Genomic DNA, 19,613 nt, shown 5'->3' with positions numbered 1-19,613 from the left:
ATGTGTATAAGAGACAGTTCCGTAACTTCGCCACCAGCGGCGCCCTGACCCGTGACGTCCGTACGGAACAGACCCCCGCCGCCCTCGCCTTCGCGCCCGACATCGCCTCCGTCGTCGTCGGCGTCAACGACACCCTCCGCCGTTCCTTCGACATCGTCTCCATGGCCCGCGCCCTCGATGAGGTCTGCGCCGCCCTCACCGGGCGCGGCACCGTCCTGCTCACCGCCTGTCTGCCCGACCCCGGCATCATGCTGGGCCTGCCCGCGCCCCTCGCGAGACCGCTCGCGCGCAGACAGCGCGCGGTCAACACCCTCGTCCACACGCTCTCCGCGCGGTACGACGCCGTCCATCTGCACGCCGCCGACCCGGCGTGGGTCGCCGACCGCTCCCTGTGGAGCGCCGACCGGCTGCACCCCGGCGAACGCGGCCACCGGATGATCGCCGCGCGGTTCCACGCGATGCTCACCGCGCGCGGCCTGACACTGGGCCCGCCACCGCTCCAGGAGCCCGAACGGCCGCCGCCCACCCGGGCGGAGGCACTGCTCTGGCTGGCGACGGCGGGCGCCGGCTGGATGGTGCGCAGAAGCACCGATCTGCTGCCCGCACTGCTGTGGCTGGCGGGCGGCGAGATGCGCCACCTGGTGCGCGGCACCGCCGACCACCTCGATCTGCGCGCCGAGCACACCCTCGCCCGCGCGCTGAAAGCACTGCCGCCGACCACTGCGCTTGCGAGAATGGGGGAATGAGTGGGCGCTGGGAATTCTGGATCGACCGTGGCGGCACCTTCACCGACGTGGTGGGGAGGCGGCCCGACGGACGTCTCGTCACAAGGAAGCTGCTCTCGCACAACCCGGAGCAGTACGCCGACGCGGCGGTCGCCGGGATCCGGCTGCTGCTCGGCGTAGCACCCGACGATCCGGTGCCCGCCGACCGGATCGACGTCGTCAAGATGGGCACCACCGTCGCCACCAACGCGCTCCTGGAGCGCCGGGGCGAGCCGACCGTCCTCCTCGTCACCGAGGGCTTCGGCGACGCGCTGCGGATCGCCTATCAGAACCGCCCCCGCCTCTTCGACCGTCACATCGTGCTGCCGGAGGCCGTCCACGAGCGTGTCATCGAGGTTCCCGAACGCGTCGACGCGCACGGCGCCACTGTGCGGCCGCTGGACACGGAGGCCGTCACCGCGCGGCTGCGGGAGGCGTACGACGACGGCTTCCGCAGCGCCGCCGTCGTCCTCATGCACGGCTACCGCCACCCGGACCACGAGAGCGCCGTCGCCGAAGCGGCCCGCGCGGCCGGCTTCACCCAGGTCAGCAGCTCCCACGAGGTCAGCCCGCTGATCAAACTGGTGCCGCGCGGCGACACCACCGTCGTGGACGCCTACCTCTCCCCGATCCTGCGGCGCTACGTCGACGAGATCGCCTCCGAACTCCGCGGCATCCGCCTGATGTTCATGCAGTCCAACGGAGGGCTGCGCGAGGCCGCCCACTTCCGTGGGAAGGACGCCGTGCTGTCCGGTCCGGCGGGCGGAGTCGTCGGCATGGCCCGTACCTCCGGACAGGCGGGCTTCGACCGCGTCGTCGGCTTCGACATGGGCGGCACATCGACCGATGTCTCGCACTACGCCGGGGAGTTCGAGCGCGAGCTGGGCACACAGGTCGCCGGGGTCCGGATGCGGGCGCCGATGATGAACATCCACACCGTCGCGGCCGGCGGCGGCTCCGTGCTGCACTTCGACGGCCAGCGCTACCGCGTCGGCCCCGACTCGGCGGGCGCCGTGCCGGGCCCTGCCTGTTACCGCCGGGGCGGCCCGCTCACCGTCACCGACGCCAATGTGATGCTCGGCCGGGTGCAACCGGACCACTTCCCGTCGGTGTTCGGACCGGACGGCGACCAGCCGCTCGACGCCGACGTGGTGCGCGAGCGCTTCACCGCGCTCGCCGACGAGATCGAGGCGGCCACCGGCGTACGGCGCGAGCCGGCCGAAGTCGCCGCCGGCTTCCTGGAGATCGCCGTGCTCAACATGGCGAACGCCGTCAAGAAGATCTCCGTGCAGCGCGGGCACGACATCACCCGCTACGCGCTCACCAGCTTCGGCGGCGCGGGAGGCCAGCACGCGTGCGCGGTCGCGGACGCGCTCGGCGTCGACACGGTGATCGTGCCACCGCTCGCCGGGGTCCTCTCCGCGTACGGCATCGGCCTCGCCGACGCCACCGCCATGCGCGAGCAGTCGGTGGAGGCCGAACTCGGCGACGGCGACCGGGAGGACGGCGGCGAAGGCGGCACGATCGGCCGGGTGCGGGAACTGTGCGCCGCACTCGGTGAGCGCACCCGCGCCGAACTGCGCGCCGACGCCGTTCCCGACGCCGCGATCACCACCCACGCGCGCGTGCTGCTCCGGTACGCCGGAACGGACGCGAGCCTGGCGGTGCCCCTCGGCGGCGTCGCCGACATGACGGCGGCCTTCGAGAGCGAACACCGCTCGCGCTACGCCTTCACCATGGACAAGCCCCTGGTGGTCGAGGCCGTGTCGGTCGAAGCCGTCGGCAAGGCCGACTCCCACGGTACGTACGCGGCGGACGCCACCTCGGTGGAAGGCGACGGCGAGCCCCTGCGGCCGGCGAGGGTACGGATGTTCGTCGACGCGGCGGAGCGCGACAGCCCGCTCCACCGGCGTGCCGATCTGCGGCCCTCCGACACCGTCGAAGGCCCAGCGATGATCGCCGAGGCCGACGCGACGACCGTCGTGGACGCGGGCTGGCAGGCGGCGGTCGGCGACCTCGGGCATCTGATCCTCACCCGCGTACGCCCCCGCCCCAGCCGCGTCGCGGCGGGCACCGACGTGGACCCGGTGCTGCTCGAAGTCTTCAACAACCTCTTCATGGCCATCGCCGAGCAGATGGGCGTACGCCTGGAGAACACCGCCCACTCCGTCAACATCAAGGAACGGCTCGACTTCTCCTGCGCCCTCTTCGACGCCGACGGCAATCTGATCGCCAACGCGCCGCACATCCCCGTCCACCTCGGATCCATGGGCGAATCCATCAAGGAGGTGCTGAAGCGTGACGAGGGCTCCCTCCGCCCCGGCGACGTGTACGCCGTCAACGACCCCTACCACGGAGGCACCCATCTGCCGGACGTGACGGTGGTGACCCCCGTCTTCGACGAACAGGGCGAACACCTGCGCTTCCTGGTCGCCTCGCGCGGCCACCACGCCGAGATCGGCGGCATCACACCCGGCTCGATGCCCGCCTTCAGCAAGACCATCCACGAGGAGGGCGTGCTCTTCGACAACTGGCTCCTCGTACGCGACGGCAGGCTCCTGGAGACCGAGACACGCGACCTGCTCGCCACCGCGCGGCACCCCTCCCGCGACCCGGACACCAACCTCGCCGACCTGCGCGCCCAGATCGCCGCCAACGAGAAGGGCATCGCCGAACTGCGCCGTATGACCGAGCAGTTCGGCTACGACGTCGTCGACGCCTACATGGGCCACGTACGGAACAACGCGGAGGAGTCCGTACGCCGCATCATCGCCGGGCTCAGCGACGGCGCCTACCGCTACGAGACCGACAACGGCGCGGTCATCGAGGTCGCGGTGCGCGTCGACCGCGCGGCCCGCGGCGCCGTCGTGGACTTCACCGGGACCTCACCTCAGCAGGAAGGCAACTTCAACGCGCCCAGATCGGTGGTCATGGCGGCCGTCCTGTACGTCTTCCGGACGCTGGTCGCCGACGACATCCCGCTCAACAGCGGCTGTCTGGCGCCGCTCGACGTACGGGTGCCCGAGGGTTCGATGCTGGCGCCCACGTTCCCGGCGGCGACGGTGGCGGGCAACGTGGAGACCTCGCAGGCCGTGACGGGAGCCCTGTACGCGGCGCTCGGCGTCCAGGCCGAGGGCTCCGGCACCATGAACAACCTCACCTTCGGCAACGAACGGGTCCAGTACTACGAGACGGTGGCGAGCGGATCGGGCGCGGGGGACGGCTTCGACGGCGCCGACGCCGTCCAGACCCATATGACCAACTCCCGCCTCACCGACCCCGAAGTCCTCGAATGGCGCTATCCGGTGCGGGTCGACGGATTCGCCGTCCGCGACGGCAGCGGCGGGCGTGGCCGCTGGACCGGCGGGAACGGAGTCGTACGGCGCATCCGCTTCCTGGAGCCCATGACAGTGACGTTGCTGACCGGGCACCGCACGGTGCCGCCCTACGGCATGGCGGGCGGTGAACCGGGCGAACTCGGCGCCAACGGGGTGGACCGGGCCGACGGGACCCGTACGCCGCTGAAGGGCGTCGACTCGGTGGACGTGGCCGTGGACGACGTACTGGTGCTGCGCACGCCGGGCGGCGGGGGATACGGCACACCGCGGTGAACTCGCGGGCCGCGACGGGCCGGTGGCCGGTCCGCCGGACCACCGCCCGGCCGCCCCGGCCGGGGAAGCAGCTGGGGCTTCTGCGTCGTTTCGACCGTTGTCGGTCCGAGGACCTAATCTGTGCAGCGTGACTTCGCCTGCCTCGACGGACCCCGTTCCGCCCCAGCTCAGCGCGGGGCCGCGGCTCGCCCAGGGCCCGGCCGCCGACGAAGGGCTGGCGCGGCGACTGCGCGCGCTCGCCTGCACCGCGCCGCTGCACGACCTCGACACCCGCAAGGCCAATCTCGCGGGGGAGTACTCCGGCTACGCGATGGCGGAGGTCGCGCTCGCGGCGATCGACCTCGTGACGCTCAACATGGACTTCGACACCGGCGCCGACCACGAGCAGATAGTGGCCAGACTCCTACCGCGCGTCGCGGCCCAGGCGCCGCACCGCCCGGTCACCGAGCACGAGCGGGTGGCCCGCTGGGTGCTGGAGAATCTGATCAACGTCGGCAGCGTCGACCGCGGATTCCGCGCCGTGTACGGCACGTTCGGCGCCGACGGCGTCTACACCCGCCGGGACTACGACTTCAAGCTGATCGAGGAAGTCCCCGGCCACGGCGGCAGCGTCTATCTGCGCACCACCGACGAGGCGGTCAACGTGCTGGTGGGCGCGTTGGACACGGACGTCACCAGCGCGCAGATCGCCGCCGAGGTCAAGCTGGAGGTACTGATCAACAGGGGTCGGCTCGCCGACGCCCAACTCGCCGCCGAACAGGCCCGGTACCGCACCGTGCAGTACGCGGAGACCCTGCGCAGGACCCTGGAGGCGACCCGGCGCAACGTCCGCGCCGTCGACTGGCTCAACGCCGTGCCCGACATGATCGCCGAAGCGCTCGACCACGTCGCCGACCGCTACCGCCACGAGAACGCCATCCTCAACAACATCCGCAAGTCACGTGACGAGGCCGAGACCGGCGCCGACCCCAAGACGGCCGAGCACAAGCGGCGCGCCGCCGAACTGGTCGACATCGTCAAGGACTGCATCCGCCGGCACACCCAGCTCCAGTCCCGACTCCTGGAGGCCGGACCGCTGTTCCGCGCCGAGCAGGACCGCCAGGCGTTCGCCGAGCCCACCACACGGACAGGGCTCGACCTCTACGGCCAGCTCGTCGCCCCGCTCCTGCCGCTGTCCGTCGACCGGGCGAGCCACGTCACCGACGCCTTCTTCGCCCGTGGCACCGGGCTGCGCACACCCGTGTCCGTGCGGGTCGGCGACCTCGTGGACCTGCTGCTCACACCTCCCGTGGAGCGGGAGCACCTCGGCGCGGAGATGCCTGAGCCCGATCTGATCGCCACTCCCGACGACAGCCGCTTCAGCGAGGAGCAGTTGGCGAGCGCGATGGAACTGCTCGACCTGGAGCACGACGCGCCGCGCAGACTCTCCGGCCTGCTCGCCGAGGCCCGCCGCCGCGACCGGGACCTGCCCTATCTGGTCGCGCTGCTCGCGATCCACGCGGCCAGCCCGCCGGTCGGTACGGCCTACCGGCAGGGCGAGGAGCGGCTGTTGTTCGCCGTGGACGACGGGACTCCCCTCGACGACGAGGAGTTCGGCGGCGCCGACCTCATAGTGGGCACGGCCCTCCTGGACGCCGCGGGAATGACCGCCGACCGTACGGACGCGGCATGAGGCCCACGCGGATCCACCGGACACGCCCCGGACCGACGGCCCCCGGCACCCGCTTCACCCGCATCAGGACCACCCCCGGCAAGGAGCAGCGCCCGTGAGCGACCACCAGGCAGAGCACGCCGCCGCGTGGGACGAGCCGGGCAGCACCGAAACGGCCCGCGTGGCCGCGCCCGCGCCGCCCGGCGGCGCCGTCACCCCCGCCGACGCGGCCGACGCCGCGCGTCTCGTCTCCTTCGGACTCCAGCCCAAACTGCTGCCCGCGCGGGACGCCGAATACGCCGACCTGCTGCGCCGCTACCGCGAGGAGACGGCTTTCGCGCGGCTCGCCGACGCGGTCGCCACCGGTCTCGGTCTCGTCGTCCTCGAAGTCTCCGCCCGCGCCGGGATGGCCGTGACGGCGGGCGAGGACTCCGTGTTCGCCGTCCGCATGGGCGACTACGCCCGCCGCGCGTCGACCGACTCGGCGGACCGCTTCCTGCACGGCCTGGCCCATCTCGCCGTCGCCGCCATGGCCTTCCCCCGCCCCGAGGACCTCGCCGACGACGGGTACATCGGCCGGATCACCGTCAACGGCGTCGACGCCTTCGTACGGCAGGCCTGCCGCAGGCTGGAGGAACAGGCCGAGGAACAGGGCGAGAACACCGACCCGCGGACCGACACCCCCGGCCTCGAATCGGCCTGGCGCGTCTACGCGCGCCGTAGCGCGACCGGCGCCACCAAGGACGCGCGCCGCCTCGCGGGCTCGACCACCGGCATCATCGGCAAGGCCATGGCCTTCCTCACCGACTCCGGCTTCCTGCACCGCACCGGCGACGACGCCGGCGGCGCGTACCGCACCACGGCCCGCTACCAGCTCCAGGTCCGCGACATGGCAGGCAGCGCCGCCATGGCCGAACTGCTCGCCCTGGGCGTCGTACCGGTCACCGACGGATCGGCCACGCTGCTGCCCCCACCCGACCCCGACGACCTCGACCTGGTCACCGACGCCGGACTGCCGTTCCACTCCTGAGCCCGGCCGTCCACCGGCCCGGCAGCCCAGCCCCGCCCCCACCCCGCGCCGGTCTTCATCCGGTCCTGATCACGACGAGAGTCCGCCGCCATGTACGAGCTGTCCCGGGTCCGCCTCTACTCCATCGGGCCTGCCGGTGCGCGCTACGCCGACACCGTGCTCGACCTGCGCGGAGTCGGCGAGCCGGTGCCCCACCCCGCGCCCACCCAGGCGGAGTTCTTCGAGGACGAGCCGGTCGGCCCGCCGCGCCGCCCGGCCCCGGCCGGTGTGCTCTTCCTGGAGAACGGCGGCGGCAAATCCGTCCTGCTCAAGCTGATCTTCTCGGTGATGCTGCCCGGCCACCGCAACACCCTCGGCGGGGCCAGCTCGGGTGTGCTGCGCAAATTCCTCCTCGCCGACGACTGCGGCCATGTCGCCCTCGAATGGCAGCACACCCTCACCGGAGAGCTGGTCGTGGTCGGCAAGGCCAGCGAGTGGCGCGGCCGTCAGGTGTCCAACGACCCGCGCAAATTCGCCGAGGCCTGGTACTCCTTCCGGCCGGGACCCGGGCTCAGCCTCGACTCGCTGCCGGTCGCCGAGTCCACCGCCGTCCGGCGGCCCGCGGAAGGCGTCTCGGGCGCGAGGGGCCGGCGCCGCACCATGAAGGGTTTCCGGGACGCCATCACCGAGGCGGGCAAGGCGTATCCGCATCTCGACGTGTACTGGGAGGAGATCCACGACCGCTGGATCGAGCATCTGGGAGAGCTGGGCCTCGACCCCGAACTGTTCCGCTACCAGCGGGAGATGAACGCCGACGAGGGCGAGGCCGCCGGGCTCTTCGCGGTGAAGAAGGACTCCGACTTCACCGATCTGCTGCTGCGCGCCGTCACCGACACCCGCGACACGGACGGACTCGCCGACCTCGTCGGCGGCTTCGGCAACAAACTGGGCCGCCGCGACGAGCTGACCGCCGAACGGGACTTCACCGCGGGCTCCGTCGATCTGCTCGGCCGGATCGTCGACGCCGCCGAGTCCCGCTCCCGGGCCCGCGACGTCCACGCCGGGTCCGAGCGCCGCACCCGTACCCTCGCGCGCCGGCTCACGGCCCGCGCCGCCGTCGAACGAGGCCGTGTGGGCGACCTCGCCCAGCAGGTCACCGCCGCCGCCCACACCGTCACCGAGGCCGACGGGGCCCGCGGCCGCAGCGCGCTCATCGCCGCCGAACTGGCCTACCGGCACGCCTCCCTGGCCCTCACCGTCGCCGAGAAGGCCGCCGCGGCGCAGCGGCGTGAGCTGACCGACGCCCGTACGCTCCACTCCGCCTGGCAGGCCGCCGAGAACGTCCTGCGGCACCGTGCCGCCGCCGACCGTTCGGCGCGCGTCGCCGTCGCGATCCGCGAGGCCGAGCGCGACGCGGCACCCGCCCTGGCCGCCCGCGCCACCGCCGCCGCCGACCTCGTCCGCGCGCTGCACGCCGCCGCGGCCGGCGGCGAGAGCGTGGCCAACGAGGAGGAGGAGCGCTCCGCCGCGCTCCAGGAGGTCGGCGAGGCCGCGCACCGCGACGCGACCGCCGCGGCCACCGAGGCGCAGCGCGCCCGCAGCGAGACGGGGCATCTGCGCCAGCGTCTGTCCGAGGTCGAGCAGGAGACCGCCGAGGCGGTGCGGGCCGGCTGGCTCGACGACACCGCGCCGGACGCCGACCCGGCACGGGCCGCGCTCGCCGCGAGCGACGCGGAGAAGTCCGCGGTCGCCACCTGGGACACGGCCAGGGAGGCGGCGCGCGCGGCGGCGGACCGGGCCAGGGAGGCCGCGGCGACCGAGTCCCGCGCCGAACTGTCCGAGGCCCGCGCCGTCGACGCCGCCCGAGCCGCCGAGCACGAGTACGACGCGGAGCGCCGTACCGCCGAGTCGATCGCCGAGGAGGAACGCCTCACCGAACTGCTCGGTCTTCCCGGCGCGCCACCACGGGCCGGCGTCCCCGGACCGCGCGGCGCCGGCCGGGGCGGCGGCCCCGACGGCCCGATCGATCCCGCGGCGACGCCCGTGGCGGTCCCCGGTGCCACGCCCGAGCCGGGCTCCGGCGGCTCGAAGCGCCCCGTCGGCAACGGCACCGGCACCGCCGTCGGGCGACTGCCCAGGCCGGCCGGCGCCCCGGCGGCCCACACCACCCAGGGCCCCCTCACCCCCGAGGAGCTGGACCGGTACGCCGACGAACTGCGCGAACTCCTGGACCAGGGCGTCACCGCCGCCGAGCGCCAGCTGTTCGACCTGCGTACGGCCGCCGCCGACGACTCCCGCATCCTCGGCGCACTCGGCGACGGCGGGCTGCTGCCACCGGGCCCCGACGTACTGGCCACGGTCGAATACCTCGGCGAACACGGCATCCCGGCGCTCCCCGGCTGGCGCTATCTCGCGCAGGCCGTCGACCCCGCCGACCACGCCGCCGTCCTCACCGCCCGGCCCGAACTGGTCGACGGCGTCGTCATCACCGAACCGGCCTCGCACGCCAGGGCACGCGAAGTCCTCTCCGGCGCCGCCCTCCTGCCGCGCTCCGCCGTCGCCGTCGGTACGGCGGCGGCCCTGCTCGCACCGGTGCCGGGCCCCGGTCCACAAGGCGCCGCGGCCGGCGGCGAGGACAGCGGTGTCTTCCTGGTGCCGCCCAACCCGGCCATGCACGACGAGCACGCCGCCGACGCCGAACGGCAGTCCCTGCGCGCCAAGTCCACCGCCCGCGACGAGGAGATCCGCACCCTGTCGGCCCGGCTCTCCGCCGACCGCGCCATCGCCGCGCGCCTCGTCTCCTGGCGGGCCACCTGCGCCCCCGGCAGACTCACGGAACTGGCCGAGACCGCACGAGCCGCCGACGATCTGGCGCGGTCGGCCGGCTCCGAACTCGCCGAAGCGCGTACGGTCCGGATCGAGGCGGACGAGGCCGCCGCCGACACCGCCCGGGTACGCGACGAACGGCAGGAGGCCGCCCAGCGCGCCCGCCGGGTCGCCGACGCCCTCGCGGGCCTCGCCTTCCGGCTGCGTGAGAGGGCCGGCTGGCAGGTCAAGCTCCGCGCGCTGGCCGACGACGCCACGGAGTCCGAAGCCCGCGCCACCGCCTGCCTGGAACGGGCGCGCGCCGCCGACGAGGACCGCCGCGCCGCCCAGCGTGCCGCCGACGACGCCCGCCGTACGGCCCGCGCGCTCCGGGCCGAGCGCGCCGAGATCGCCGGCGCCCCCGAGAACCTGCCCGAGCCCGACGGGGACGCGCCCCGCACCGCGCTGCCCGCGCTGCGCGAGGCGTACCGCGCCGCCTCGCAGCTGTACGAGAAGGTCGGCGTCGGCGCCGACCTCCGCGCCGAACAGGCCCACGCCGAGAGCGACGAAGGCGCGGCCCTCGCCGAACTGGACCGGCTCAGCAACAAGGTCCGTACCCGCGCCGCCCAGCTCCTGGAGAGCACGGACGGCGCCGACGGACCGTCCCGGCAGGCCGCCGCCGCCCGCGCCGAATCGCTCGTCCAGATGCTGGAGTCGCGCGCGTCGGCCGCCAGCGAGCAACTGGGCCGCCTGCGCGGCGAGGCCGAACGGCTCGCACCCGCCGAGGGCCAGGCGCACACGGACCTGCCCGAGGGGCACGTCCCCGCCGATGTGGGACAGGCCCAGGCCCTGCTCCGTACCGCGACCAACGAACTCGCCACGCGCACCGACGCGTTGGACACCGCCCGCTCCGCACACAGCGAACTGCTCCACGCCCACCGCACCGCCGAGGACGCCACGGGCGGCTTCGAGGAGACCGCGGCCCTCCTCGGCGATCTCCTCCGGGGCTCGGCCCACGAGGACACCGACGAGGCACCGGAGACACCGGAGCCCTATCCCGGGAGCATCGAAGAGGCCCAGATCGCCGCCGCCGAGGCGCGCCGCTCGCTGCGCGCCTGCGCGACGGACCTGTCCGCGGCCGATGCCGCCGTCCGGGAAGCGAGCGACATTCTCGTACGGCACGCCAACTCCACCCGCTACGAGCAGGTACGCACCCCCGCCCGCCAGCAGATCCGCGAACTGCCCGCGGCGGCGCTGCCCGACCACGCCGCGAAGTGGGCCAACGCCTTCGCCCCCCGGCTGCGAGTCCTCACCGACGAGCTGGAGCAACTGGAACGCAACCGCGACTCGATCGTCGACCGGCTGCGCGGACTGGTGGAATCCGCGCTCACGACCCTGCGCTCGGCGCAGCGGCTGTCCCGGCTGCCCGAAGGACTGGGGGAGTGGTCCGGCCAGGAATTCCTCCGGATCCGCTTCGAGGAACCCGACCAGGCGACCCTCTCCGAACGGCTCGGCGAGGTCGTCGACGAGGCGACCCGCGCCGCCCTCAAGAAGAACTCCGACCTCCGCAGGGACGGCATGTCCCTGCTGCTGCGAGGCGTCCAGGCGGCCCTCCAGCCCAAGGGCATCGCCGTCGAGATCCTCAAGCCGGACGCCGTGCTGCGCGCCGAGCGGGTCCCGGTCGGACAGATGGGTGACGTCTTCTCCGGCGGCCAGCTGCTCACCGCCGCGATCGCCCTCTACTGCACGATGGCCGCGCTGCGGAGCAACGACCGGGGACGCGACAAGCACCGGCACGCCGGCACACTCTTCCTCGACAATCCGATCGGCCGCGCCAACGCGACATACCTGCTGGAGCTCCAGCGTGCCGTCTCGGACGCGCTCGGCGTCCAACTCCTCTACACGACCGGCCTCTTCGACACGACAGCACTGGCCGAATTCCCCCTGGTGATCCGGCTGCGCAACGACGCGGACCTGCGGGCGGGCCTCAAATACATCAGCGTCGAGGAGCATCTGCGGCCGGGGCTTCCCCAGCAGGACCCGGACGGCGAGACGGTGCACGGCGAGATCACGGCCACGCGCATGTTCAAGCGCTCCCAGGCCGCCGTCGCGGCTGCTGCCACGACGACGGCCGACGAGACGCCGGCGGTTCCGCGACGGGAAGACCCGCCCCAGGATGACGCGCCACGGACAGCCCCGTCACAGGAAGACCCGGCCTAGGACCGGTCCTCCGGAACTCGGACACCCAACAGCCGCCGGGGCGCGGGCGTTCAGGCTTCGGAGAGCCTGCCGGCGCCCCGGCGTCGTATCCGCGCGCCGTCACGCTCCGCCGTCCGGGCCGTACGCCGGGCCCTGCGGCGCTCCCTGCGCAACTGCCGTGCCGTGCTGCTCGGCACGGACACCACACCGTTGCGCTGATTCCACACCTGGCGCGTCACCCATACATCAAGCACGCCCCAGGTCGCCACCACCGTGCTGCCCACACTGCTCAGCACCATGGGGAAGGCGAGCCACGAGCCCGCGAGGGTGCAGAAGAACGCCACCATCGCCTGCATCAGCGTCACCGACGCGATGATCACGGCCCGCACCGCCGCCGTCCGCACCGGGTCGGGCATCCGGCGCCGTATCGCGGGCTCCTCCACCCAGAACCGCCGAGAGAGGCCCGTCCCGCGCGGGGCCGGCAGCTCGACCTCGACCTCCGCCGGCGCCTTGCTCGTGGCCGCCCCGTCCTTCTCGTGGCCGTCCTCGCCACCTGCCGTACGTGTCCGCGCCTGTGCCTTCTTGCCCGCCTTCATAGCTGATTCCGTGTCCGACTTCGTATTCATGGACCGTAACTCCCCACCACTGTCCGACATCAGGGTGACTGCCCGGCCCAGGCCGCTTCACGCGAACCATGGCACCGAATGTACGGCGGGCAGCGCAACCGCGCCGTCCGCCCGCCCCGTCCCTCGCTCCGAATTCCCCACCCTGAGCCGGTACTTCCGTACGTCAGTACCCATACACATAGACGACCGACAGATCAGGAAGATTCCCGCGCCCATAGGGTTCAGGCCACGTGATCGATTGCGAAAAGTGACGCCCTGCCAGGTACTGTGCGCGACAGCAGTGAAAGTCAACTCCGCCAATAACGGGACAACTCGTGATGAACTCTCCTGGGCGAGTCCGAAAATCGTCCGGACGTGTCTTCGAGTTGTAGGTGTGGCAGTAGTAGGCTCACGCCGTTTGTTGACGAGGGTGTCCATTCTGATGAAGACGCCTTCCACGTCGGGTGGAAGGTCGAGCTGGGGGAGGCCATGCGCTTTCGCGGGAAGTCCATCCGCCGGAAGATCGTGGCGTTGCTGCTTGTGCCGCTCGTCTCCCTCACGGCCCTGTGGGCATTCGCCACCACACTCACCGGCCGCGAGGCCAACCAACTCCTCGATGTCGCCTACATCATCGACAAGGTCGGCGACCCCGTGGAGGACACGGTCCGAGTAGTCCAGCGGGAACGCCGCCAGACCCTCATCTATCTGGCCGACCCACGTAACTCCGACTCCCTCGCCGAGCTGCGCCGACAGCGCGCGGCCACCGACAGGGCCGTCACGAAGATCAAGGCGAACGCCGAGGACCCCTCGGTGCGCGACCAGATGAGCGGTACCACTTCCGCGCGGTTGACCTCGCTCACCGACGCCCTCGACGGCCTCGGCGCGCTGCGCCGCTCCGTCGAGAAGAGCACCGTCACCCGCGGCCAGGCGCTCGACTTCTACAACAGGCTCGTCGACCCCTGCCACAGCTTCCTGTCGACGCTCCACGTCCTGGAGGACGTGGAGCTGGACAAGCAGGCGCGCGCCCTGGTCGGCGTCGACCGCGCTCAGGAGATGCTCTCCCGTGAGGACGCGCTGGTCGTCTCCGCGTTGATCACGCGCCGCACCACCTCGGACGAGATCCGGCTGATATCCGACCTGGTCGCCAATCGCAGCCTGCTCTACGAGACCAACCTCGACGTCCTGCCCGCCTCCGAGCGCGAGATCTTCGAGCAGTACTGGGGCGGCCCCGGCACCCAGCCGCTGCGCGAGGGGGAGGAACAGCTCATCGCCGCGGGTCCGGGCAAGGACCCGGCCTCGGTGGACGCCGCACGCTGGCAGGAGATGTCCAACCCGGTCCTCGAAAGCCTCGAACGCGAGGGCGAGGCGGCCGACGAGCGCTACCAGGACCGGGTCGACCCGGCCGGGTTCAACGTCTTCGTCCTGGCCGGAATCGCCGGCGTCCTCGGCTTCCTCGCGCTGCTCGTCTCCTTGATCGTCTCCATCCGCGTCGGCCGCAGCCTCATCCGCGACCTGTCCGGGCTCCGTAAGGAGGCTCACGAGGTGTCCGGCGTCCGCCTGCCGAGCGTCATGCGACGCCTCGCGGCGGGCGAACAGGTCGACGTCGAGACGGAGGCCCCGCGACTGGACTACGAGCGCGACGAGTTGGGCCAGGTCGGCCAGGCGCTCAACACCCTCCAGCGCGCCGCCGTCGAAGCGGCCGTGAAGCAGGCCGAGTTGCGGCACGGAGTCTCCGAGGTGTTCGTCAACCTCGCCCGCCGCAACCAGGTCCTCCTCCACCGCCAGCTCACGCTCCTGGACACCATGGAGCGCCGCACCGAGGACACCGACGAACTCGCCGACCTGTTCCGCCTCGACCATCTGACCACCCGTATGCGGCGCCACGCCGAGGGTCTGGTGATCCTCTCCGGAGCCGCGCCGTCCCGACAGTGGCGCAAGCCGGTCCAGCTCATGGACGTCGTACGGGCCGCGGTCGCCGAGGTCGAGGACTACGAGCGCGTCGAGGTCCGCAGGCTGCCGAAGATCGGTGTCGGCGGCCCCGCCGTCGCCGACCTCACCCACCTCGTCGCCGAACTCCTGGAGAACGCCACGGTGTTCTCACCCCCGCACACGGCTGTGCAGGTCCACGGCGAACGTGTCGCCAACGGCTTCACCCTGGAGATCCACGACCGCGGCCTCGGCATGAACTCCGACGCCCTGCTCGACGCGAATCTGCGGCTCGCGGAGACGCCCGAGTTCGAGCTCTCCGACACCGACCGCCTCGGCCTCTTCGTCGTCAGCCGGCTCGCGCAGCGGCAGAACGTACGGGTCTCGCTCCAGCCCTCTCCGTACGGAGGCACCACCGCGATCGTGTTCCTGCCGGCCGCCCTGCTCACCGAGGCGCCCGAGACCCAGGGCACCGGATTCCGGCTCGACCGGCAGAATCTCGCGACCGAGAACGGCCGCGGCCGTTCCGACGGCCGGCTGGCCTCGCTCTCGCAGGTCCCCGCCGGGCTCACCGGCGGCCGTTCCGTGCTGGACGGGCCCATCGAACTCGAACCGCCGCTCACCGGGCGGGAATTCGACGACCTGCCCGCCCGCGCTGACACCACCGGCGCCGCCGCCGATCTCGGCAGCCGCGACCTGGAGGACACCGAGAGCGAGCGCGGCGGAATCTTCCGGGCCCGTGAGCACCTGCGCGACACCCGTGACGACGCCGACCCGCTGGGCTTCCCGTCGCAGCTGCCCCGCCGCAGCCGCAAGGCCCCCAAGCTGGTCGCCGACCACGGAAGGCGCCTGGACGAGCGCGGCGGAGCCCACCCGGCGTCGGAACCAGCGCCGGTCACGCCCGTCCCGGGTACGTCCGCGCCGAACGAGCCCGTGCCGAACGAGCCCGTGTCGAACGCGTTCTCACCGAACCCGTCCTCACCGACCGACGGAGCCGCCGTGACGCCTGACGAGAACGGGTCCGCCGCCCCGCTCGGCGGCCTTCCCCGGCGCGTCCGGCAGGCCAGCCTGGCGCCCCAGCTCAAGGACGCCGTACGGGAAGAGGCCGAGGCGTCGCCCACCGACGCCGCGGATCGGGACTACGAGCGGGACGCGGACCAGGTACGCAACCGTATGGCTTCCCTTCAACGGGGCTGGCAGCGTGGCCGTCAGCAGAACAGCGCCGAAGACACCGATGACAGCGAAGGCATCAACGGCCCCGGCGACACAGCAGGAACGACACCGGAGGGGGACGGTCGATGACCGCACCGAACGCCGCAGCATCCGATTCCACACGCCGCGGATCCGTTCCGGGTGACCTCAATTGGCTCCTGGACGAGCTGGTGGAACGGGTCGGCAGCATACGCAAGGCGATCGTCCTCTCCGGGGACGGCCTCGCCACGGGTACGTCCAAGGATCTGACCCGCGAGGACGGCGAACATCTCGCCGCCGTCGCCTCCGGCTTCCACAGCCTCGCCAAGGGCGTCGGCAGGCACTTCGACGCGGGCAAGGTCCGCCAGACCGTCGTCGAACTGGACGACGCCTTCCTCTTCGTCACGGCGGCGGGCGACGGCAGCTGCCTCGCCGTGCTCTCCGACTCCGACTCCGATGTCGGCCAGGTGGCCTACGAGATGACCCTCATGGTCAAGCGCGTCGGCGTCCACCTCGGTGCCGCCCCTCGCGCCGGACAGCCCGCCACAGGGTGAGTTGAATGTCATGAGTGAAGCAGGCGAGGGTCCGAAGCACTGGTTCGACGGCGACGCCGGACCGGTGGTGCGCCCGTACGCCATGACACGCGGCCGGACCAGCAGCGCGACCCGGCACCGGCTCGACCTGATCGCCATCGTCATCCCGGCGCCCGCCGCCGACGACCCCGCCGGCGACCGGACACTGTCTCCCGAGCATGTGGAGATAGTGGAACTCTGCAGAGCCAGTCCTCAGTCGATCGCGGAACTCGCCGCGGGCCTCGACCTCCCCGTGGGGGTGGTCAGGGTCTTCGTAGGAGACCTGGTCGAGAGCGAACTGGTGCACGTAACCCGTCCCGTTCCGCCGGCCGAGCTGCCGGACGTGAACATTCTCCGCGAGGTGATCAATGGTCTTCGGGCGCTCTAGCCGTGGACAGCGGCCGATCGAGCCGGTGACTCTGAAGATCCTGGTGGCAGGCGGCTTCGGCGTGGGCAAGACCACCCTGGTGGGCGCGGTGAGCGAGATCAAACCGCTGCGCACCGAGGAACTGCTCACCGAGGCGGGCCGCCCCGTCGACGACATCGCGGGCATCGAGGGCAAGACCACGACCACGGTCGCGATGGACTTCGGGCGCATCACGCTCCGCGAGGACCTGGTGCTCTATCTGTTCGGTACGCCGGGTCAGGACCGCTTCTGGTTCCTGTGGGACGAGTTGGCCCAGGGCGCGCTCGGCGCGGTCGTCCTGGCCGACACGCGCCGGCTGGAGGACTCCTTCGCGGCGGTCGACTACTTCGAGCGGCGGGACATCCCCTTCGCCGTCGCCGTCAACTGCTTCGAGGACGCGGCCCGTTTCCCCGCCGAGACGGTCCGGACGGCGCTCGACCTCGACCCCGAGGTACCGCTGCTGATGTGCGACGCGCGCCGTCGCGAGTCCGTCAAGGACGTCCTGGTGGCGGTCGTGGAGCACGCGATGATCCGCGCGCGCAAGCAGCGCGAGCCCGCGGCCACCTGACGCCAACTACCTGACGCCAACTACCTGACGCCACCCACCGACGACACGTCCGGAACACGGCCCGTACCCCCACCGACAGGGGTACGGGCCGTGAGTCTCATGAGACGGCGCGGTCGTCCGACAGGCTTTCGGATGTACGGCTCCGACTACCGCCGGCCCCGCCCGGCATCCGTGCGGCTCCACAGTTCGGTGGTTCGGCGGTTCGGTCGTTCAGCGGTTCTCGGCGAGCCACTTCGCGGCGATCTCGGCCAGCTCGGCGTCCCGTCCCGCCAGCATCATCCGGATCATCCGCACATCGCCGCGCAGCGACCACGCGGGATGCCCGAAACTCGCGGGGTTGTTCTTCTCGATGAAGAAGTGCGCGGGCCAGGCCGTTCCGTAGCCGATCAACGGCAGCGCCGCCGCGTACCGCTTCCGGCCGCGCGTCAGGCCGTAGACGCTGACGGCGAGACCGGTGAGCGTCCCCGTCAGATGGATCCAACGGGTGGCCGCGCGGGAGTGCATCGCCACGTAGTAGGGCCAGAATTCCTCGTACGACTCGTATGTCGCCGTTGTCTCCGTTGCCATACGGGCACCGTAACGGCTGTGCCCCGAAGGGGAAACGGGCAGAGGAGAACCGAAAACGGGCCGCTCGCGTCCGACAGTAGTGAGCGGGCGGCCGGAGCCCACGGGGGTGGTCCCGGCCGGCCGCTCACCCGCTGATCGTCCCCTCGTCGTCAGCGACCGAGGACGGAGCGCCAGGACACCGGGAAGTCGAAGTAGGTGTCGGGGAAAAGCTCCGGCTTGTGGGTGAAGTGCCACCACTCCTCGGGGAGGTTGGTGAATCCGACGTCGGCCAGCGTGCTCTTCAGGAGCTGCCGGTTCACGCGCCGCTCACCCTGGATCCGGGGATCGTCGGTGTGTGACAGGGTGTCGAAGCAGTCGTAACCGGTACCCATGTCCACGGAGTTGTCCCGGAACCGCTCACCCTGCGGCGCGTAGCAGGGGACCAGCTTCTCGCCGGGCAGGTACGGCCGGGTCGGTTTGGCCGGCAGCTTGACGATCGTCAGATCCACCGTGCTGCCGCGGCTGTGCCCGGACTTCTCGGCGATGTATCCGTCGGTGAACAACCTCGACTTGTCGACCTGTGGATAGAACTCCGGCTTCATCCTCTCGTCCGCCAGGTCCTTCGCCCAGCGGACGAAGTGATCGACCGCCCGCTGGGGGCGGTAGCAGTCGTACACCTTGAGCGAGTAGCCCTGCCGCAGCAGCTTCGACTGTGCTCGCTGGAGCGCCCGCGCGGCCGGACGCGTGAGGACGCAGAGCGGCTGCTCGTAGCCGTCGATCGGCTCGCCCACGAAGTTGTGCGGGGTGATGTACCGGATCTCCTGGATGATCGTCGGTGCCACGGTCGGCAGGGCCACGAACTCCTCGGGTGCCGTGGGCCGGGACGTCCGGGAGCCCGTGCCGGCGCCGGAGGTCCCGGATGCTTCGGATGTCCCGGCCGCCCCGGACGCCCCCGGGGCTGCGGCGGTCACGGCGAGCAGGGCGGCCGCGGTGGCGGCCAGCGCGCGGAGTGTGGAAGCGAGTCGTGTCATGGGCACACCGTCTATCAGTTCCACGGCCCGCGGGAAAGAGTGATCGGCTACAGTCCGCGCGTGCCCGACCACGAGAACGACTCAGACGCCCCCAAGCACCGCTTCGTGCGGAACTCCCACTGCGGCAGCTGCGGCTCGCCGTACCCCGCGGGCGCCGGCTGGCCGCGAACCTGCCACGTCTGCGGCGACACGGCCTACCGCAATCCGCTGCCGGTCGCGGTCACCCTGCTGCCCGTGACCGACGACCGGGGCACCTCGCTCGTCGTCATCACCCGCACCATCGAACCCCGGCTCGGCCACGTCGCCCTCCCCGGCGGCTTCGTCGACCACGCCGAGGACTGGCGGCACGCCGCCGTACGCGAGTTGCGGGAGGAGACCGGCATCGAGGCCGACGAGCGGGACGTCCGGCCGGCCGACGCGATGAGCGCGGACGACGGCGCCCATCTGCTGCTCTTCGCGCTCCTGCCGGAACGTCCCGTCGCCGAGCTGCCCGCGACCGTGGCCACCGAGGAGACGGACGGCTGGCACCTGCTGCGGGCCCCCGCCGAGCTGGCGTTCCCCCTGCACACGGCGGCGGTACGAGCCTGGTTCGCCGGCCACTACGACCCCGCGACGCGCCTCAGCTGACCGTCGGCCCGGCGCCCCGCCCCCGTACCCGCACCGGCAGTTGTGGCGGCATCACACCGTCGTCCGTCACGCGCTCCACCACGACCTCGCCGCCCACCAGCC

13 protein-coding genes are annotated in these 19,613 nt (G+C 72.1%); 10 read left to right on the top strand and 3 right to left on the bottom strand.

Going from position 1 to position 19,613, the window contains the following annotated elements:
• The 5 genes from P3L51_RS26275 to P3L51_RS26255 form a co-directional block, all read left to right on the top strand.
• The coding region (locus tag P3L51_RS26275) for an SGNH/GDSL hydrolase family protein (RefSeq protein ID WP_354607772.1) at positions 1–746 on the top strand (746 nt) is incomplete at its 5' end.
• Positions 743–4,375, top strand: a complete 3,633-nt coding sequence (locus tag P3L51_RS26270; protein WP_354607771.1) for a hydantoinase B/oxoprolinase family protein — start codon at positions 743–745, stop codon at positions 4,373–4,375. The genes P3L51_RS26275 and P3L51_RS26270, both read left to right, overlap by 4 nt.
• Before the next feature lie 127 nt (positions 4,376–4,502).
• Positions 4,503–6,047 (top strand): hypothetical protein, encoded by a 1,545-nt coding sequence (locus tag P3L51_RS26265; RefSeq protein ID WP_354607770.1) that lies wholly within the window; start codon positions 4,503–4,505, stop codon positions 6,045–6,047.
• Between the two features lie 94 nt (positions 6,048–6,141).
• Positions 6,142–7,056, top strand: coding sequence for a hypothetical protein (locus tag P3L51_RS26260; RefSeq protein WP_354607769.1), 915 nt, complete (start codon positions 6,142–6,144; stop codon positions 7,054–7,056).
• Positions 7,057–7,146: 90 nt separating this feature from the next.
• A complete protein-coding gene (locus P3L51_RS26255) occupies positions 7,147–12,060 on the top strand; it encodes a hypothetical protein (RefSeq protein ID WP_354607768.1) in 4,914 nt (1,637 codons plus the stop codon).
• A 50-nt stretch (positions 12,061–12,110) separates the two neighbouring features.
• Here the strand turns inward: P3L51_RS26255 and P3L51_RS26250 are convergent, their stop codons facing one another.
• Positions 12,111–12,665: a hypothetical protein gene (locus tag P3L51_RS26250; protein ID WP_354607767.1), complete on the bottom strand. Its 555-nt coding sequence runs from the start codon at positions 12,663–12,665 to the stop codon at positions 12,111–12,113.
• Positions 12,666–13,133: 468 nt separating this feature from the next.
• Here P3L51_RS26250 and P3L51_RS26245 point away from each other — a divergent pair, with 468 nt between their 5' ends.
• The 4 genes from P3L51_RS26245 to P3L51_RS26230 are packed head-to-tail and all read left to right on the top strand — an operon-like array spanning position 13,134 to position 17,307.
• Positions 13,134–15,872, top strand: a complete 2,739-nt coding sequence (locus tag P3L51_RS26245; RefSeq protein WP_354607766.1) for a sensor histidine kinase — start codon at positions 13,134–13,136, stop codon at positions 15,870–15,872.
• Positions 15,869–16,315 carry a roadblock/LC7 domain-containing protein gene (locus P3L51_RS26240; RefSeq protein WP_354607765.1) on the top strand — a complete coding sequence of 149 codons (447 nt, stop codon included), beginning with the start codon at positions 15,869–15,871 and terminating at the stop codon, positions 16,313–16,315. Before P3L51_RS26245 ends, P3L51_RS26240 begins: the two co-directional genes overlap by 4 nt.
• A 10-nt stretch (positions 16,316–16,325) precedes the next feature.
• The gene (locus P3L51_RS26235; protein ID WP_354607764.1) at positions 16,326–16,721 is read left to right on the top strand and encodes a DUF742 domain-containing protein; all 396 of its coding nucleotides are present in this window, start codon (positions 16,326–16,328) and stop codon (positions 16,719–16,721) included.
• A complete protein-coding gene (locus P3L51_RS26230; protein ID WP_354607763.1) occupies positions 16,702–17,307 on the top strand; it encodes a GTP-binding protein in 606 nt (201 codons plus the stop codon). Before P3L51_RS26235 ends, P3L51_RS26230 begins: the two co-directional genes overlap by 20 nt.
• A gap of 210 nt (positions 17,308–17,517) precedes the next feature.
• On the opposite strand, the gene P3L51_RS26225 is transcribed toward P3L51_RS26230, so the two are convergent.
• Both P3L51_RS26225 and P3L51_RS26220 read right to left on the bottom strand, forming a co-directional pair.
• Positions 17,518–17,874, bottom strand: coding sequence for an Mpo1-like protein (locus tag P3L51_RS26225; RefSeq protein ID WP_354607762.1), 357 nt, complete (start codon positions 17,872–17,874; stop codon positions 17,518–17,520).
• A 149-nt stretch (positions 17,875–18,023) separates the two neighbouring features.
• On the bottom strand, positions 18,024–18,884 hold the full coding sequence (locus P3L51_RS26220) for a M15 family metallopeptidase (protein ID WP_354607761.1): 861 nt from the start codon (positions 18,882–18,884) through the stop codon (positions 18,024–18,026).
• Between the two features lie 60 nt (positions 18,885–18,944).
• Between P3L51_RS26220 and P3L51_RS26215 the strand changes: the two genes are divergently transcribed.
• The gene (locus P3L51_RS26215) at positions 18,945–19,511 is read left to right on the top strand and encodes an NUDIX domain-containing protein (RefSeq protein ID WP_354607760.1); all 567 of its coding nucleotides are present in this window, start codon (positions 18,945–18,947) and stop codon (positions 19,509–19,511) included.
• Positions 19,512–19,613: the final 102 nt, after the last annotated feature.

It is taken from the genome of Streptomyces panacea, from assembly GCF_040560175.1.
GTDB lineage: Bacteria > Actinomycetota > Actinomycetes > Streptomycetales > Streptomycetaceae > Streptomyces > Streptomyces panacea.
This window is presented reverse-complemented; position numbering and strand designations above follow the sequence as displayed.

Excerpts from the sequence above, each read along its gene's own strand:
- P3L51_RS26230 (WP_354607763.1), top strand. The coding sequence starts at position 16,702 with ATGGTCTTCGGGCGCTCTAGCCGTGGACAGCGGCCGATCGAGCCGGTG.
- P3L51_RS26220 (WP_354607761.1), bottom strand. The coding sequence starts at position 18,884 with ATGACACGACTCGCTTCCACACTCCGCGCGCTGGCCGCCACCGCGGCC.
- P3L51_RS26245 (WP_354607766.1), top strand. The coding sequence starts at position 13,134 with ATGCGCTTTCGCGGGAAGTCCATCCGCCGGAAGATCGTGGCGTTGCTG.
- P3L51_RS26225 (WP_354607762.1), bottom strand. The coding sequence starts at position 17,874 with ATGGCAACGGAGACAACGGCGACATACGAGTCGTACGAGGAATTCTGG.
- P3L51_RS26250 (WP_354607767.1), bottom strand. The coding sequence starts at position 12,665 with ATGAATACGAAGTCGGACACGGAATCAGCTATGAAGGCGGGCAAGAAG.
- P3L51_RS26235 (WP_354607764.1), top strand. The coding sequence starts at position 16,326 with ATGAGTGAAGCAGGCGAGGGTCCGAAGCACTGGTTCGACGGCGACGCC.
- P3L51_RS26270 (WP_354607771.1), top strand. The coding sequence starts at position 743 with ATGAGTGGGCGCTGGGAATTCTGGATCGACCGTGGCGGCACCTTCACC.
- P3L51_RS26240 (WP_354607765.1), top strand. The coding sequence starts at position 15,869 with ATGACCGCACCGAACGCCGCAGCATCCGATTCCACACGCCGCGGATCC.
- P3L51_RS26255 (WP_354607768.1), top strand. The coding sequence starts at position 7,147 with ATGTACGAGCTGTCCCGGGTCCGCCTCTACTCCATCGGGCCTGCCGGT.